The sequence below is a fragment of the Mesorhizobium sp. M0618 genome, assembly GCF_040320765.1.
In the GTDB taxonomy this organism is placed as follows: Bacteria; Pseudomonadota; Alphaproteobacteria; order Rhizobiales; family Rhizobiaceae; genus Mesorhizobium.
Genome location: NZ_JAMYQH010000030.1, coordinates 1 through 14,723, shown reverse-complemented (window position 1 = coordinate 14,723; position 14,723 = coordinate 1). Strand labels below are relative to the sequence as shown.

16 protein-coding genes are annotated in these 14,723 nt (G+C 64.0%); 11 read left to right on the top strand and 5 right to left on the bottom strand.

Annotated elements, in window-relative coordinates; genetic code table 11:
• Nucleotides 1-21 precede the first annotated feature (21 nt).
• From NKJ04_RS26405 to NKJ04_RS26395, 3 genes are all read right to left on the bottom strand, one after another.
• Complete coding sequence (locus tag NKJ04_RS26405; protein WP_127296191.1) at nucleotides 22-792, bottom strand: sulfite exporter TauE/SafE family protein; 771 nt, start codon at nucleotides 790-792, stop codon at nucleotides 22-24.
• 119 nt (nucleotides 793-911) lie between these two features.
• Nucleotides 912-1,640, bottom strand: a complete 729-nt coding sequence (locus NKJ04_RS26400) for a class I SAM-dependent methyltransferase (protein ID WP_352678057.1) — start codon at nucleotides 1,638-1,640, stop codon at nucleotides 912-914.
• Between the two features lie 62 nt (nucleotides 1,641-1,702).
• Nucleotides 1,703-2,182, bottom strand: coding sequence for an Lrp/AsnC family transcriptional regulator (locus NKJ04_RS26395; RefSeq protein ID WP_127296193.1), 480 nt, complete (start codon nucleotides 2,180-2,182; stop codon nucleotides 1,703-1,705).
• A gap of 134 nt (nucleotides 2,183-2,316) precedes the next feature.
• On the opposite strand from NKJ04_RS26395, the gene NKJ04_RS26390 reads away from it, so the two are divergent.
• The 9 genes from NKJ04_RS26390 to NKJ04_RS26350 all read left to right on the top strand — a co-directional run bounded on the left by NKJ04_RS26390 (nucleotide 2,317) and on the right by NKJ04_RS26350 (nucleotide 10,305).
• Entirely contained in the window at nucleotides 2,317-3,222 is a 906-nt protein-coding gene (locus NKJ04_RS26390; protein WP_352678054.1) for a DMT family transporter, read from the top strand.
• 134 nt (nucleotides 3,223-3,356) lie between these two features.
• Nucleotides 3,357-4,004 (top strand): thiamine phosphate synthase, encoded by a 648-nt coding sequence (locus NKJ04_RS26385; protein ID WP_352678051.1) that lies wholly within the window; start codon nucleotides 3,357-3,359, stop codon nucleotides 4,002-4,004.
• Between the two features lies 1 nt (nucleotide 4,005).
• On the top strand, nucleotides 4,006-5,046 hold the full coding sequence (locus NKJ04_RS26380; protein WP_352678048.1) for a tetratricopeptide repeat protein: 1,041 nt from the start codon (nucleotides 4,006-4,008) through the stop codon (nucleotides 5,044-5,046).
• A 173-nt stretch (nucleotides 5,047-5,219) separates the two neighbouring features.
• Entirely contained in the window at nucleotides 5,220-5,786 is a 567-nt protein-coding gene (gene efp, locus NKJ04_RS26375) for an elongation factor P (RefSeq protein ID WP_013529127.1), read from the top strand.
• Between the two features lie 86 nt (nucleotides 5,787-5,872).
• Nucleotides 5,873-6,673 (top strand): inositol monophosphatase family protein, encoded by an 801-nt coding sequence (locus tag NKJ04_RS26370; RefSeq protein ID WP_352554258.1) that lies wholly within the window; start codon nucleotides 5,873-5,875, stop codon nucleotides 6,671-6,673.
• 106 nt (nucleotides 6,674-6,779) lie between these two features.
• Nucleotides 6,780-7,466, top strand: a complete 687-nt coding sequence (gene trhA / locus NKJ04_RS26365) for a PAQR family membrane homeostasis protein TrhA (protein WP_031213453.1) — start codon at nucleotides 6,780-6,782, stop codon at nucleotides 7,464-7,466.
• Nucleotides 7,467-7,570: 104 nt separating this feature from the next.
• Nucleotides 7,571-8,596, top strand: a complete 1,026-nt coding sequence (locus tag NKJ04_RS26360; RefSeq protein ID WP_013529124.1) for a MotA/TolQ/ExbB proton channel family protein — start codon at nucleotides 7,571-7,573, stop codon at nucleotides 8,594-8,596.
• 1 nt (nucleotide 8,597) lies between these two features.
• Complete coding sequence (locus NKJ04_RS26355; protein ID WP_023811834.1) at nucleotides 8,598-9,629, top strand: peptidoglycan -binding protein; 1,032 nt, start codon at nucleotides 8,598-8,600, stop codon at nucleotides 9,627-9,629.
• Nucleotides 9,630-9,876: 247 nt separating this feature from the next.
• Complete coding sequence (locus NKJ04_RS26350) at nucleotides 9,877-10,305, top strand: hypothetical protein (protein WP_352678043.1); 429 nt, start codon at nucleotides 9,877-9,879, stop codon at nucleotides 10,303-10,305.
• Nucleotides 10,306-10,363: 58 nt separating this feature from the next.
• On the opposite strand, the gene NKJ04_RS26345 is transcribed toward NKJ04_RS26350, so the two are convergent.
• The gene (locus NKJ04_RS26345; RefSeq protein WP_352678154.1) at nucleotides 10,364-10,717 is read right to left on the bottom strand and encodes a DUF1304 domain-containing protein; all 354 of its coding nucleotides are present in this window, start codon (nucleotides 10,715-10,717) and stop codon (nucleotides 10,364-10,366) included.
• A 140-nt stretch (nucleotides 10,718-10,857) separates the two neighbouring features.
• Between NKJ04_RS26345 and NKJ04_RS26340 the strand changes: the two genes are divergently transcribed.
• Complete coding sequence (locus NKJ04_RS26340) at nucleotides 10,858-12,345, top strand: carboxypeptidase M32 (protein ID WP_352678040.1); 1,488 nt, start codon at nucleotides 10,858-10,860, stop codon at nucleotides 12,343-12,345.
• Nucleotides 12,346-12,376: 31 nt separating this feature from the next.
• On the opposite strand, the gene NKJ04_RS26335 is transcribed toward NKJ04_RS26340, so the two are convergent.
• Nucleotides 12,377-14,176: an ABC transporter transmembrane domain-containing protein gene (locus NKJ04_RS26335; protein WP_352629180.1), complete on the bottom strand. Its 1,800-nt coding sequence runs from the start codon at nucleotides 14,174-14,176 to the stop codon at nucleotides 12,377-12,379.
• 206 nt (nucleotides 14,177-14,382) lie between these two features.
• Between NKJ04_RS26335 and rpmE the strand changes: the two genes are divergently transcribed.
• Nucleotides 14,383-14,604, top strand: coding sequence for a 50S ribosomal protein L31 (rpmE, locus tag NKJ04_RS26330; protein WP_023811830.1), 222 nt, complete (start codon nucleotides 14,383-14,385; stop codon nucleotides 14,602-14,604).
• Nucleotides 14,605-14,723 lie beyond the last annotated feature (119 nt).

The window sequence follows — 14,723 nt, the reverse complement described above, 5'->3', positions numbered from 1 at the left end:
GGCGGCGGCGCAGCCGCCTTTCTACATAAGACCTGCGATGCCATCCCACAGCAGCTTCAGCGCCACGACCGCGACGGTTGCGTAGGTGAAGGGATAGAAGGTTTCCGGCCGCATCCGGCGCACCAGCCAGGCCCCGGCAATGGTCGACAGCGGCGCCAGCGGCATCAGCACCGCCGATGCCGTCAGATTGGCGGTGTCGAACTGGCCGAGCGCGAAATAAGGCACAAGTTTCAGCGCATTGGTGGCGGCAAAGAAGATCGCGGCGGTGCCCGACAGAACCTTCGGATCGAGACGGATCGGCAAGGCATAGACCTGGAAGGGCGGGCCGCCGACATGGGCGACGAAGCTGGTGAAACCCGCGACCGTGCCCCAGACGGCGGCGGCCACACGGTTGGGCGCGGCTGCGTGGTCGGCGCCGTGGCGGAACTGCAGATAAAGCCAGCGCAGGACGAAGATGATGGCGACGGCGCCGACGATCAGCCGCACCGCCTCTTCGGTGACCAGTGCCGCCGTCAGCCAGCCAAGGCCGATGCCGATGACGGCGCCCGGCATCATGTCGACCAGCATCTTTCTGTTATAAACGCCCCACCATGTCCATACCGAGACGATATCCATCAGGCACAGGATCGGCAGCAGGATGGCCGCCGCCTGCACCGGCGGCATGGTCAGCGCCATCAGCGGCACGCCGACGAAGCCGACGGCGCCGCCAAAGCCGCCCTTGGACAGGCCGACCAGAATGACCGCCGGAATGGCGGCCGCATAGAACCACGGGTCGAGAAGCAGGCCTGACATGGGAGGGGGACTGGTCCGGAGGGATAGCGTGTCGACGCTTGAATAGCCCAGAATGCCGGGCGGAGCGACAGCAAATATGAGCGTGGCGGCCGCACATGCGAGCCGACGCAGGCCTGTGCCTACCGACGCGCCGAGACCAGCAGGAACATCGGCCGCTCGAGTTCCTCAGCCAGTTCGGGTTTGGCCTCAATCTGCTCGGCTGTCGGGCGGAATTCCTCGACATGGCCGATAGTGAAGCCGGACCGGATCAGAGCGTTGAGCGTGGTGCCGATCGTGCGGTGATGTTTCACGACACCCTTGACCAGCCAGTCCGTCCGGCGTGATCCCTCCACCAGGTACTGGTCGACAGGCCACGTCTTGCGGCCTTCGGCATCGATCACCCAGCCAGGTTTGGTCGGCGCCATGAAGATCGGATGTTCCGTCGAAAAAACGAAATGCCCGCCAGGCGCCAGGGCCTGATGCACGGTCCCGAACAGATGCGACACATCCTCGACATAGTGCAAGGCGAGCGAGCTGTAGACGAGATCGAAGCTGGCTTCCGGTAGGCTGAGCCGATCGAGATCGGCCGTCTCATAGTCTATGCCCGCATCCGGGCCGGCGGCCCTTGCCCGGGCAAGCATCTTCTCCGACAGATCCAGGCCAAGCACCTGCGCCGCCCCATGCTCGCGGGCCCAGCGGCAGAACCAGCCGAAGCCGCAGCCGAGATCAACGACCCTCAAGCCGCCGACATCGGGCAGCATGGCGCGCAGTGCCGGCCACTCGGCGGCACCCTCCAGCCCTTCGACCGAACGGCCGAGCTGGCTGTAGCCTGCGAAGAAATCCTCACGGTCGTATATGTTCTGCGCCATGGTTCCGGCCTCGTTTGGGCCGGCACACTAACCAACCGGCCACCGGCTTGCCACCAACTCGATCAGGATGCCTGCAAGACCTTTGCCCTGTCGCGCGGTGAAGCTGCATCGAGCGGCGGTGGACGCCGCCGGATCGGCTGCGCCTTGATGATGGCGGTGCTTGTCTCGGCCTTGTCTGCGATACGGTCGAGAATCCCGTCGAGATCGCCGATCGAACGCACGAACAGCCGGGCGACGAAACAGTCATCGCCCGTCACCTTGTCGCATTCGCCGAATTCGGGGATGTCCTCGATCAGCTTCTGGACGATGTGCAGCTTGCCCGGCAAAGGCCGGATGCGCACGATCGCCTGCAAGGTATAGCCGAGCGCCAGCGGATCGATCTCGACGGTGAATGCGCGGATGACGCCGCGCTCCTCGAGCCGTCGCAGCCGCTCCGAAACGCTTGGCGACGACAGTCCGACCTGGGCGGCCAGCTCCTTCAGCGAGGTTCGCGCATCCTTGACCAGGATTTCAAGGAGATTTCGGTCGAGATCGTCCAGCATCTTTTTTCTTTCCCCGATAATTTGGAGTTTCTCCTAATATAATTAGGCCAACAGGCCATACACCCTTTCCAATCAGATGGAAAGCTTCGCGGCAGCATGAGATTATTGCGGCTCAACCGATACGGAGGTTTGTTGTGAACGAGACAGTACGCGGCACGGTCGAAATGTCCGCCGCAATGGCCATCCTGGGAACGATCGGATGGTTCGTCGTCCTGTCCGGCCAGCCGATCATGGATGTGGTGTTCTGGCGTTGCGCCTTCGGCGCGCTGACGCTGCTCATCATCTGCGCTGGGCTGGGATTGCTGCGCAACAAGCTGTCGCTGCGCATCATCGGCATCGCCGCGCTCGGCGGCGTCGCCATCGTCGTCAACTGGCTGCTGCTGTTCAGCGCATTCTCGCGCGCGTCGATCTCGATCGCCACCGCTGTCTACAACACGCAGCCCTTCATGTTGGTCGGCTTCGGTGCGCTTTTCTTCGCCGAACGGCTGACCCTGACCAAGCTGACCTGGCTGGCCATCGCCTTCGCCGGCATGGTGCTGATCGTGCAGGCTACGCCCGACTCGGGCGATGTCGGCACGGATTATTTCACCGGCATCGTCATGGCATTGGGCGCGGCCTTCTTCTGGGCCGTCGCCGCCATCGTCACCAAGAAGCTCAAGGGCACGCCACCGCACCTGATTGCGCTGATCCAGGTCTGCGTCGGCGTGGTCATGCTGGCGCCCTTCGCCAATCTTTCCCAGCTTCCAGCGGATGCCTGGAGCTGGACCATGCTGGCGACGCTCGGCATCGTCCACACCGGCCTGATGTACATACTGATGTACGGCGCCATCCAGAAGCTGCCGACGCATCTGCAGGGATCACTGTCCTTCATCTATCCCGTCGTCGCCATCCTGGTCGATGTCGTCGCCTTCGGCCATCGGCTGCATCTGAGCCAGGTCGTCGGCGCCACCGCCATCCTGATCGCCGCCGCCGGCATGAATCTCGGCTGGACGCTGTGGAAGGGCAAACCGCCCGTCGCGAGTCCGCACCCGATCAAATGAAGCGCCCCGCCGGCTGCCCGGCGGGTCAAACGTCGCGATCCCGGCTGCCCGCCTGTTCAAAGCGGGCACTTTGCTCTATGCCGCAATCCAACCATCTTCGCCCGGCATAGGCGAAACGAGGGACCCGAAGAACCATGAATGAAGCAACGCCCCCCAATCGCTGTCGCATCGTGCTGATCGCGCCGTCCGGCGTGCCGGCTGCCCGTATTGTCGCGGCATTCGATGGCGGCGATGTCGCTTCGCTGATCCTGCCCGAGAACGGCATGGATGAAGCCTCCTTCCAGGCTTTCGCCGAACAGATCGTGCCGGCGGCGCAAGCCGCCGGCGTTGCTGTCATCATCGCCGGCGACACCCGCATAGCCGGCCGCGTCCAGGCCGACGGCATCCATGTCGAGGTCTCCAAGGCCGAGCTCGCCGAGACGATCGAGCATTTCCAGGCAAAGATGATGGTCGGCACCGGCGGCGCCAAGACGCGTGACGACGCGCTCGAGCTTGGCGAGACACGGCCAGACTACATCTTCTTCGGCCGCTTCGGCTACGACAACAAGCCCGAACCGCACCCGCGCAACCTGTCGCTCGGCGCATGGTGGGCGGACATGATCCAGATCCCTTGCATCGTCATGGCCGGATCCGACATCGCCTCGGTCGAAGCCGTGGGCGCCACCGGCGCTGAATTCGTGGCGCTGTCGAGCGCCGTGTTTGCCGACGGCACCGATCCCAAGACAGCGGTCGCCACCGCCAACGCGCTGCTCGACGAGACCGCGCCTCGCTTCGAGGATTGAAATGTCCTCGGCGAGGCTTCCCCTCCAGGCTCTGCTTGCGGTGCTGATGGTCCAGGCAGCGGCCGCGGAGACCATCCCGCTGCCGCAGCCCAAGCCGGAAATCGGCGTCCACATCGACAAGCCGATCGACAAGCCATTGCCGCAGCCCGCCACCACGGCCGAGCCCGCGCCGCTGCCGTCGGCCGACACGGTCAATCCCGACCGCTTCGGCGCAAAACCCGCCGACGCGGCCTATGGCGCTTTCCAGCGCGGTCTCTACAAGACAGCTTACAATCTGGCATTGGTGCGGGCGCAAAACGGCGATCCGGCGGCGCAGACCTTGGTGGCCGAGATCCTGTCGCGGGGGCTCGGTGTACCGGTCAATTCGGCGCAAGCGGCGAAATGGTACGCGCTGGCCGCCGAACAGGGTGTGCCGGAATCCCAGTTCCAGTATGCGCTGATGCTGCTCGACGGCCGCTATGTCAAAAAGGATGGAAAAGAGGCCTACGCCTTGATGCAGGCCGCCGCCGAAGCCGGCAACCGGCTGGCGCAATTCAATTTCGCGCAGATGCTGGTCCAGCAGGACCCCGGCGACGCCGGCATTGCCAAGGCGGTCTCCTACTATGAGCGCGCCGCCGCAACCGGCCTCGCGGACGCGCAATATGCGATGTCGCAGATCTATGCCAATGGCGTCGGCGGCAAGCCACGCGACGACGCCCAGGCAAGGCGCCTGCTGGCGCAGGCAGCCAGGCAGAACTACGACACCGCGCAGATCGATCTCGCCGCCTGGATGATCGAAGGCCGCGGCGGTGCGCGCGACCTGAAATCCGCCTTCGGCTGGATGAAGCAGGCGGCGGAAGGCGGCAATGTCGCCGCCCAGAACCGCCTGGCCAAGCTCTATATGCAAGGCATCGGCACCGATCCGGACCTTGTGCTTGCCGGCGCCTGGTACGTCGTCGCCCGCCGTGCCGGCCTCATCGACCCCCAGATGGACGACTTCCTGCAGGGGCTGGACGACGACCAGACCAAGCAGGCGCTGCAGAAGGCCAACCGGCTGCCTTGACGGCGGTTCTCGCGGTCAAGGCAAGTGTAACCCCGGCTCCCTGGCCTGGTTCCAACCTGCCCGCTCCCTTGCCTCTTCTGGCGATTTGTGGTCTTGGGAGCCCGAAATCGCTTTCCCTGCGAACATCCCATACCAACGGCGTGGCCGTTGGCATCATTCCGGATCATCTCATCATGGCCAAGATCAATGGCAACGAAATCCGTCCCGGCTATGTCATCGAGCATGATGGCGGCCTTTGGGTGGCGGTCAGGACCAACACCGTCAAGCCCGGTAAGGGCGGCGCCTACAATCAGGTCGAACTGAAGAACCTCATCAACGGCACCAAGCTCAACGAGCGCTTCCGCTCGGCCGAGACGGTCGAACAGATCCGGCTCGACCTGAAGGATTTTTCCTTCCTCTACGCGCAGGAAGACGCACTGGTGTTCATGGACACCCAGAGCTACGAGCAGCTCGAATTGAACAAGGACTTCGTCGGCGATCGCGCCGCCTTCCTGCAGGACGGCATGATGGTGACGGTCCAGCTCTACGAAGAGCGGCCGATCGGCATTTCGCTGCCCGACTATGTGACGCTGACCATCACCGAGGCCGACCCGGTGGTGAAGGGTCAGACGGCGGCATCGTCCTACAAGCCGGCGATCCTGGAGAACGGCATCCGCGTCCTGGTGCCGCCCTTCATCGGCGCCGGCGAGCGCATCATCGTCGACACCAACGAAATCACTTACGTGCGCCGCGCCGACTGACGCATGTCGCCCAAAAGTGGCCCCGGTTCTGGGTCACCGACATGCATCGAGGCGGAGTTTAAAGCGCAGCACCGGGAAAAAGCACTATGGCACGCTCAGCCCTTCTCAACGTCATGGTCCAGGCCGCAATGAAGGCCGGCCGCTCGCTGTCGCGCGACTTCGGCGAGGTGCAGAACCTGCAGGTCTCGATGAAAGGCCCCGGCGACTATGTCAGCCAGGCCGACCGCAAGGCAGAGGACATCGTCTTTGCCGAACTGTCCAAGGCTCGGCCCGGCTATTCCTTCCTGATGGAGGAGCGCGGTGCGGTCGAAGGCGACGACGGCCAGCATCGCTGGATCGTCGACCCGCTCGACGGCACCACCAATTTCCTGCACGGCATTCCGCTCTTTGCCGTTTCGATCGCGCTGGAGCGCCAGGGCCAGATCGTCGCCGGCGTCATCTACAATCCGGCGATGGACGAACTCTACACCTGCGAACGCGGCGGCGGCGCCTTCATGAACGACCGCCGCTTGCGCGTCGCTGGCCGCATCAAGCTGGTCGACACCGTGATCGGCTGCGGCATGCCGCATCTCGGCCGCGGCCACCACGGCAATTTCCTGGTCGAACTGCGCAACGTCATGGCCGAGGTTTCCGGGGTCCGCCGCCTCGGCTCCGCCTCGCTCGATCTTGCCTATGTCGCCGCCGGCCGCATGGATGGCTTCTGGGAAACCGGCCTGTCGGCCTGGGACATCGCCGCCGGGCTGCTTTTGATCCGCGAGGCGGGCGGCTTCGTCTCCGACATGGACGGCGGCCAGGACATGCTCGACAACGGTTCGGTCGTCGCCGGCAACGAGGTCATCCAACGCGCTTTGCTTAAGGCCGTCAAGAAGCCGCTCTCGGCGCGCTGACAGGCACGCCGCGCTGATGCGCCGCAGTCGCAAAACCGCAACGAAAGCTTGAAATACTGCCCGGCATGCGCCCAAATTGGAGGGCGCGGTGCAGGAACCCGGCTTAGTGAGAGACAACGAACCCTACCCCGATATCCCGTTCATCGGACGCTGGCACTATTCGCGTGCCGAGATGATCGCAGACGGTATCGTCCACGCGGTCGGCATCGTGCTGGCGATATCGGCCGGTTCGGCACTGCTGGCGCTGGCAGCGTTTCGTGTCGGACCGGGCGAATATATCGCCGCCGCCTTCTACGTGGTTTCGCTGCTCACCGTGCTCTCGGTGTCGATGACCTACAATCTGTGGCCGGTGTCGTCTCCGGCAAAATGGGTGTTGCGGCGTTTCGACCACGCCGCGATCTATCTGCTGATCGCCGCGACCTATACGCCTTTTCTGGCGCAGCTCGAAGGCTCGCCGCTGGCGCGCTGGATGATCGTGCTGGTCTGGACCGCGGCAGTGCTGGGCATTGCCATCAAGGTGTTCTTTCCCGGCCGTTTCGACCGGCTGGCGATCGGCTTCTATCTTGCCATCGGCTGGAGCGGCATCATCCTGGTCAAGCCGCTTGTCCAGACGCTGCCGACGACATCGATAGCGCTGATCGTCGCCGGCGGCATTGTCTATTCCTGCGGCGTCATCTTCTTCGCCTGGAAGGGGCTGCGCTTCCACAACGCGCTGTGGCACGGTTTCGTCATCACCGGCGCCGGCCTGCATCTGGCCGCCATGGTCGACTGTCTGGTCATCAATCGCCTCTGACACTATCGACGCGGCAATATTGCCAAGCGCCATTCAATTTGGTCACAATTCCGTTTAGAGTCGCGGTTTACGTGATCGGCGGCGGCATCGGAAACGGGGCACGGATGGCTTTTCTCAGATCCTTCGGCATGGGCAGACGTTCTGATGTCCTAATCTACGACCCGCATAAACTATCGAGCCCGCAGGTCTTTTTGCTGACCATGGTGATCTTCCTGGTCATCGTCGCCTTCATCGCCGCCATTCTGACCCGACAAATCTCGACCGCCTTTGGCAGCAATCCCGGCCTCAATGGCCTGATCGTCGGCGTGCTGGTGGTCGGCATCCTTTTGGCCTTCGCCCAGGTCGGACGACTGTTTCGCGAAGTGCGCTGGGTCAACTCCTTCCGTGCCGGCTCGGAGACGACCGAACCGGTGCTGCTGGCGCCGATGAAGGCGATGATCGGCCGCTCCTCGGCGATGGCCTTCTCGACCAGTTCGATGCGCACCATGCTCGATTCCATCGCCACCCGCCTCGACGAAAGCCGCGACACCTCGCGCTATCTCGTCGGCCTACTGGTGTTCCTTGGCCTGCTCGGCACCTTCTGGGGTCTGTTGAACACCATCGGCTCGATCCGCGAGACCATCGAATCGCTCGATCCCGGCACCGGTGACGCCGCCGCGGTGCTCGATTCCCTGAAGCAGGGGCTTTCCGCGCCGCTGGCCGGCATGGGCACGGCCTTCTCGTCCTCGCTGTTCGGCCTCTCCGGCTCGCTGGTGCTCGGCTTCCTCGACCTGCAGGCCGGCCGCGCCCAGACGCGCTTCTACACCGAACTGGAAAACTGGCTTTCCTCGGTGACCGACCTGTCGTCGGACATCGTCGTCGCCGACCCAGCCAAGACCGAATCCTCCGACGAGATCCGGGTGCTGTCGGAACGGCTGCGCAGCATGCAGGAGAATGGCGGCGGCTCCAACCCGCGCGTCGCCACCGCCATGGCCAATCTCGCCGACGGCATTTCCGGCCTGGTCAAGAACATGCGCTCGGAACAGCAGATCATGCGCGACTGGGTCGAGGCCCAGTCCGACGAGCAGAAGGCGATGCGCAACACGCTGGAAAAGATCGCCGATGCCCTGAAGAAGCCCGGAGTGCACTGAAGTGGCACTCGCCAGGGGCAGGCGCACCGATCGCCGCATCGACTACTGGCCGGGCTTCGTCGACGCGCTGTCGACGCTGCTTTTGGCGATCATGTTCCTGCTCACGGTATTCGTGCTGGCGCAGTTCCTGCTGGGACGCGAAATCTCCGGCAAGGATACGGCACTCTCGCGCCTCAACTCCCAGATCAACGAACTTACGCAGCTGCTGGCACTGGAGCGCTCGACGGCGCAGGACAAGGATGACTCGCTGGCCAATCTGCAGGCATCGCTGTCGGCGGCGGAAGCGGAAAGGAGCCGGCTCCAGCAATTGCTGGCGCAAGGTGCGGGCGCCGGGGACGCCGCCAACCAGCGCGCTGCGGCGCTCGGCGGCGAACTCGACAGCCAGCGCCAGATCAGCCAGCAGGCACTGAGCCAGGTCGAGATCCTCAACCAGCAGATCGCGGCACTGCGCAAGCAGATCGGCGCGCTCGAGGATGCGCTCAACGTCTCCGAAATCCGCGACCGCGATTCAAACACCAAGATCGCCGACCTCGGCCGTCGCCTCAACGTCGCACTGGCGCAGCGCGTGCAGGAATTGAACCGCTACCGCTCCGACTTCTTCGGCCGTTTGCGCGAAATCCTCGCCGACCGCGAGAACATCCGCATCGTCGGCGACCGCTTCGTCTTCCAGTCGGAAGTGCTGTTCCCGACCGGCTCCGAGGTGATCAACGATGCCGGCAAGGTCGAGATGAAGAAGCTCGCCGACGCCATCATCGAGTTGCAGAAGGAAATCCCGCCCGAGATCAACTGGGTGCTGCGCGTCGACGGCCACACCGACAACAAGCCGCTCTCCGGCGCCGGCCGCTACCGCGACAATTGGGAACTGTCGACGGCCCGTTCGACCTCGGTGGTGAAATTCCTGATCGAAAACGGCGTGCCTGCCAACCGGCTCGTAGCCGCCGGGTTCGGTGAGTTCCAGCCGCTCGATCCCGCCGACACCGAAGAGGCACGCAACAAGAACCGCCGTATTGAACTGAAGCTCACCGAACGTTGATCCATCATCACGCGAACTCACGCGAACTTGTTCGTCGGCTCAACTCTAGGGCGCATACCGAGGCCGGCAAGGCCTGAAAAGATTATCTTTTTTTAATTACACATTGTCGCGGGGCGGTCCTAGCTTGCCGCCCGGGCCGAGAACCGCCGGCGATGAACCCCCTCATCGCGACGCGACGGAACCGGACGGCCCAAGGCCGGAAGGCAGGCGGACAGCCGCCGCCTTCCTCTACAAGAGGAGACGCGTGATGCGCTCTTTCAAGACCTCGCTTAGAACTGCTACACTCACGGCGTTCCTCATCGCCGTTCCGCTTGCCGGTGCCTATGCAGCGGGCCATCACAAGGGCGCTCTCGACGCCACCGATCCGACCGACATGACTGGCCCGCGTGTCGAGGCGCTTATCGCACAGGTGCAGGGCGTCCGGCAGGGCATCGTGGACGCAAGACAGGCCAACAACATCACCCCGGCCGTGGCGGAACGCCTGGAAATGCGCACGGCCCACATCAGTCAGGCGGCAGAGAAAGTCGCCGCGTCCTATCATGGCAGGATACCGGCCGCGCAATACCATGACCTGTTGCGTCGTCTCGACAATGTCGACCAGCGGTTGATGGTCGATACCGGCAGTGGTTTTTTGATAGGCGACGGCGCCGACGGCGGCAACTGCCCGAACGGTTGAACGGTCCAAGAGGAAGGGACCGCTGACGCCTTCGGGAGCCATCCCGCGGGCGTCCTTTTTACCAGCCGAGCCACACCGCGATCAGGGCAATCGCCGCCGGCACGGTCTGGATGAACAGGATCTTGCGGCCAACCGTTGCCGCACCATAGAGGCCGGCAATGGCCACGCACGACAGGAAGAACAGCTTGACCTGAAAACCGGCGGCACCGAGGTAAAGCCCCCAGATCAGGCCGGCGGCGAGGAACCCGTTGTAGAGCCCCTGATTGGCGGCGAGCACCTTCGAGGCACTGGCGAATTCGGGCGTCAGATTGAATGCCTTGTGCCCACGCGGCGTGTCCCACAGCACCATCTCCAGATAGACGATGTAGACGTGGATCAAGGCCGCCAGCGCGACCAGGATGTTGCCGATCATGTTGTTTCCCCCAATTGTTGCCGGCAGCATTTCACGCATGACCGCCCCCACGCAAGATGCGTCCGTTGCGCGGTGCCTGAGGGTTGCAAACGCCTTTGCGTTGGTATCTTTTCGCGCCGTCCCCAATCACGGAAGCCGCCATGTCCTTTCAGAAACTCGATAATCTCGGTCACAAGCTCGAAGCACTCGAGCATGCACTGGCCATCCTCGGTGCCGACGAGGCCACCCACATGGCCGTCGGCGGCGGCGAGAAGCGTGCCGAGGCGATGTCGGCACTGGCCGGCATGTATCACACCAGGGCAACGGCGCCGGAGATAGCAGACTGGATCGCCGCGGCAGAGCAGGAAGCGTTGGGTGAAGAGCAGCGCACCGCGGTCTCGGAACTGCGGCGCCAATATACCAACCTGACCTGCCTGCCGGTCGAATTCGTCGAACGCCAGACGACCGCGCGCATGCGTTGCGAGCAGCTGTGGCGCGGCCTGCGCGCCAAGAACGACTGGGCAGGCTTCCAGCCGGCGCTGGAGGGCGTCGTTGCGCTGGTGCGCGAGGAGGCGGCGCTGCGTGCCGATGTGCTCGGCCTAGCCCCCTATGACGCGCTGATGGAGCAATACGACCCCGGCAACCGCACCGCCGACATCACGCCAGTCTTCACCGACCTGAAAGCTTTCCTGAAAAGCTTCGTACCGGAGGCGCTGGCGGTCCAGGACGCGCGGCTGCGCAAGCGCCCGCTGAAGCCGCTTTCGGGCACCTATGCGATCGATCGGCAGCGCGAGCTCGGCCTTGCGATGATGGCGTCGGTCGGCTTCGACCTGACGCACGGGTCGTTGTCGGTGTCGCACCACCCTTTCTGCGGCGGCGTGCCAAGCGACGTGCGCATCACCACCCGCTACAAGACGTCCGACTTCCTGTCGGCGCTGATGGGCGTGCTGCACGAGACCGGCCATGCGCTCTACGAACAGAACCTGCCCAAGGCATGGTCGCACTGGCCGCTTGGCAAGGCGCGCGGCATGGCCGTGCATGAAAGCCAGAGCCTGTTCGTCGAAAAACAGCTCGGCCGCAACCCGGCCTTCTGGAACTGGGCGCTGCCGGTGGTTGAAAAGCATCTCGGTGAGGCCTGGTCGCTCGACGATATCCTGCCGCATGTGCATCGCGTCGAGCGCGGCCTGATCCGTGTCGATGCCGACGAGGTGACCTACCCCCTGCATGTCATCCTGCGCTACGAACTGGAGCAGGAGCTCGTCGCGGGCCGGCTGGAGGTCGCCGACCTGCCCGAAGCCTGGGACGCCAAGATGCGCGATTACCTCGGTCTTTCCACCATCGACAATCCCGCCGACGGGCCGATGCAGGACGTGCATTGGCCAGGGGCCGCCTTCGGCTATTTCCCCTCCTATACGCTGGGCGCGATGATGGCGGCGCAGCAATGGGCGGCGCTGACGCGGGATCATCCTGCCGCCGATGACGATCTCGCCAAAGGCAATTTCAAGGCGATCAACGAGTGGCGCCGCGAAAAAATCTGGTCGCAGGGATCACGCTGGTCGACGCCGGATCTGCTCGAACGCGCTACCGGCGAAAAGCTCAACGCCACCTATTTCGTGAACCATCTGAAGCAGCGATACGGAGCCGTATAGTGGCTGCCGGCACAGCGGCAGATGTTTCTGCCTACTCCGCCGCGCCTCTGAAGGCGCTGGCGCCGGTTTCGAACTGCAGCTTGGCCAGACGCGCATAGATGCCGCCCTTGGCGACAAGGCTCTGATGCGTGCCTTCCTCGACGATCGAGCCGCCATCCATGACCAGGATCCTGTCGGCCTTCAGCACCGTTGCCAGGCGGTGGGCGATGACGATCGTGGTGCGGCCCTGCATCAGGCGTTCCAACGCGGTCTGCACCAGCGTCTCGCTTTCGGCGTCGAGTGCCGAGGTGGCCTCATCGAGCAGTAGGATCGGCGCGTCGCGCAGGATGGCGCGGGCGATCGCCACCCGCTGGCGCTGGCCGCCTGACAGCGTCACGCCGCGCTCACCGACCTGGCTGTCATAGCCTTTTTCCAGCTTGAGGATGAATTCATCGGCAAGTGCATCCTTCGCCGCCGTCTCGATTTCGGCCTTGCTGGCTCCCGGCCGGCCGAAACCGATATTGTCACGCGCGCTTGCCGCGAAAATGGTGACGTCCTGCGGCACGATCGCGATGCGATGGCGGACCGAAACGGGATCGGCCTCGCGCACGTCGACACCGTCGATCAGGATCTTGCCTGTTTCGGGATCGTAGAAGCGCAGGATCAGTGAAAACACCGTGCTCTTGCCGGCCCCTGACGGCCCGACGATCGCCACCGTCTCGCCCGGCATGACCTGAAAGCTCAAGCCGTGCACGGCGGCGCGGTCGGGCCTTGCCGGGTAGGAGAAGGAGACATTGTCGAAGACGATCGCGCCCTTGGCGACGGCCGGCAGCGGTTTCGGATCGGCGGGAGCCTGGATCGCCGGCTTCTCGGCCAGGATCTCGGTCAGCCGTTCGGCGGCACCCGCCGCTTGCGCGAGCTCACCCCACACTTCCGACAGCGCCCCCAGCGCGCCGGCGGCGAACACCGAATAGAGCAGGAACTGGCCGAGCGTACCCGGCGATATCGAGCCTTCGAGCACGTCGCGCGAGCCGAACCACAGCACCGCCACAACGGACGAGAAGATGGTGAAAATGGCGAAGAAGGTAAGGAAGGAGCGCGCGAAGATCGAGGAGCGTGCCGCCTCGAAAGCAGCTTCCACCGCGGCCGAGAAATGCCCGGTGACCAGCTTCTCATTGGTGAAGGCCTGCAGCGTGCGCACCGCGCCGATCTGTTCGCTGGCATAGGCCGTGGCATCGGCCAGCGTATCCTGCGCCTGGCGTGACTTGCGCCGCACCGAGCGGCCGAAGGCGACCAGCGGCAGCACGATGACGGGTATAGCCGCAATGACGAGGCCTGACAGTTTCGGGCTGGTGATGACCATCATCCCCACCGCGCCAAGACCGAGGATTACGTTGCGCAGCGCCACCGAGGCCGTCGCTCCGACCGCCGACTTGACCTGCGTCGTGTCGGCGGCAAGCCGCGACACGATCTCGCCCGACTGGGCGGTGTCGAAAAAGGCAGGCGACAGCGTCGTCACATGGGCAAACACATCGCGCCGGATATCGGCGACGACGCGCTCGCCCAGCGTGATGACGAAATAGTAGCGGCCGGCCGATGCTGCCGCCAGCACGGCGGCCATCGCCACCAGAGCGGCGAAATATTCGGCGATGAAGGTGGTGCTGGCCGACGAGAAGCCATGATCGATCATGCGTCGCACCGCCAGCGGCAGCGCCAGCGTGGTTGCCGCCGCGATGACCAGCGAGATAATGGCGCCGACGACCAGTGTGCGATAGTGCGTGATGTACGGGAACAGGCGCCGGAGCGGCTTGAGCGAACGCCGGCGCTCGTCTGCGCTGGTGATTTGCGCCATCCCGATGTTTCCTCCAGCCGCCCTTGGGGTCTACGCCTCAATATGCGCTTGCCGCGGCCTTGTGATTCAATTCCGGCTGATGTATAGGCTCGCCGACCGTTTTAGAAGCCGTGGCTCCTCAATAGCTGCGGCTTCGAGTTTTAAAAAGAGGCGCATCGACGCAGGCTTATGCCCGTCGGCAGCGCCGTCAAGCCAGGAACCGAGCCATGAAGAGCGCTATTCATCCCGACTACCACACCATCAAGGTCGTCATGACCGATGGCACCGAATACACGACCCGTTCGACCTGGGGCAAGGAAGGCGATACGATGAACCTCGATATCGACCCGACCACCCACCCGGCCTGGACCGGCGGCCAGCAGACCCTGCTCGACCGCGGCGGCCGCCTGTCGAAGTTCAAGAAGCGTTTCGAAGGTTTCGGCATCTAACTCAACGAGCTTTCACAGATCGAAAACCCGTCCTTGTGAACTGACCCCTTAAAGTTGGACAGTTTAAGGTGGCGGCAGATTTAAGGGCTGGGTTCTGTATTGCACAGGGCTCAGCCCTT

Bases quoted from the DNA above. Each gene is read 5' to 3' on its own strand.
- NKJ04_RS26405 (WP_127296191.1), bottom strand. From the start codon at position 792: ATGTCAGGCCTGCTTCTCGACCCGTGGTTCTATGCGGCCGCCATTCCG.
- NKJ04_RS26400 (WP_352678057.1), bottom strand. From the start codon at position 1,640: ATGGCGCAGAACATATACGACCGTGAGGATTTCTTCGCAGGCTACAGC.
- NKJ04_RS26395 (WP_127296193.1), bottom strand. From the start codon at position 2,182: ATGCTGGACGATCTCGACCGAAATCTCCTTGAAATCCTGGTCAAGGAT.
- NKJ04_RS26385 (WP_352678051.1), top strand. From the start codon at position 3,357: ATGAATGAAGCAACGCCCCCCAATCGCTGTCGCATCGTGCTGATCGCG.
- NKJ04_RS26380 (WP_352678048.1), top strand. From the start codon at position 4,006: ATGTCCTCGGCGAGGCTTCCCCTCCAGGCTCTGCTTGCGGTGCTGATG.
- efp (WP_013529127.1), top strand. From the start codon at position 5,220: ATGGCCAAGATCAATGGCAACGAAATCCGTCCCGGCTATGTCATCGAG.
- NKJ04_RS26370 (WP_352554258.1), top strand. From the start codon at position 5,873: ATGGCACGCTCAGCCCTTCTCAACGTCATGGTCCAGGCCGCAATGAAG.
- NKJ04_RS26360 (WP_013529124.1), top strand. From the start codon at position 7,571: ATGGCTTTTCTCAGATCCTTCGGCATGGGCAGACGTTCTGATGTCCTA.
- NKJ04_RS26350 (WP_352678043.1), top strand. From the start codon at position 9,877: ATGCGCTCTTTCAAGACCTCGCTTAGAACTGCTACACTCACGGCGTTC.
- NKJ04_RS26345 (WP_352678154.1), bottom strand. From the start codon at position 10,717: ATGATCGGCAACATCCTGGTCGCGCTGGCGGCCTTGATCCACGTCTAC.
- NKJ04_RS26340 (WP_352678040.1), top strand. From the start codon at position 10,858: ATGTCCTTTCAGAAACTCGATAATCTCGGTCACAAGCTCGAAGCACTC.
- NKJ04_RS26335 (WP_352629180.1), bottom strand. From the start codon at position 14,176: ATGGCGCAAATCACCAGCGCAGACGAGCGCCGGCGTTCGCTCAAGCCG.
- rpmE (WP_023811830.1), top strand. From the start codon at position 14,383: ATGAAGAGCGCTATTCATCCCGACTACCACACCATCAAGGTCGTCATG.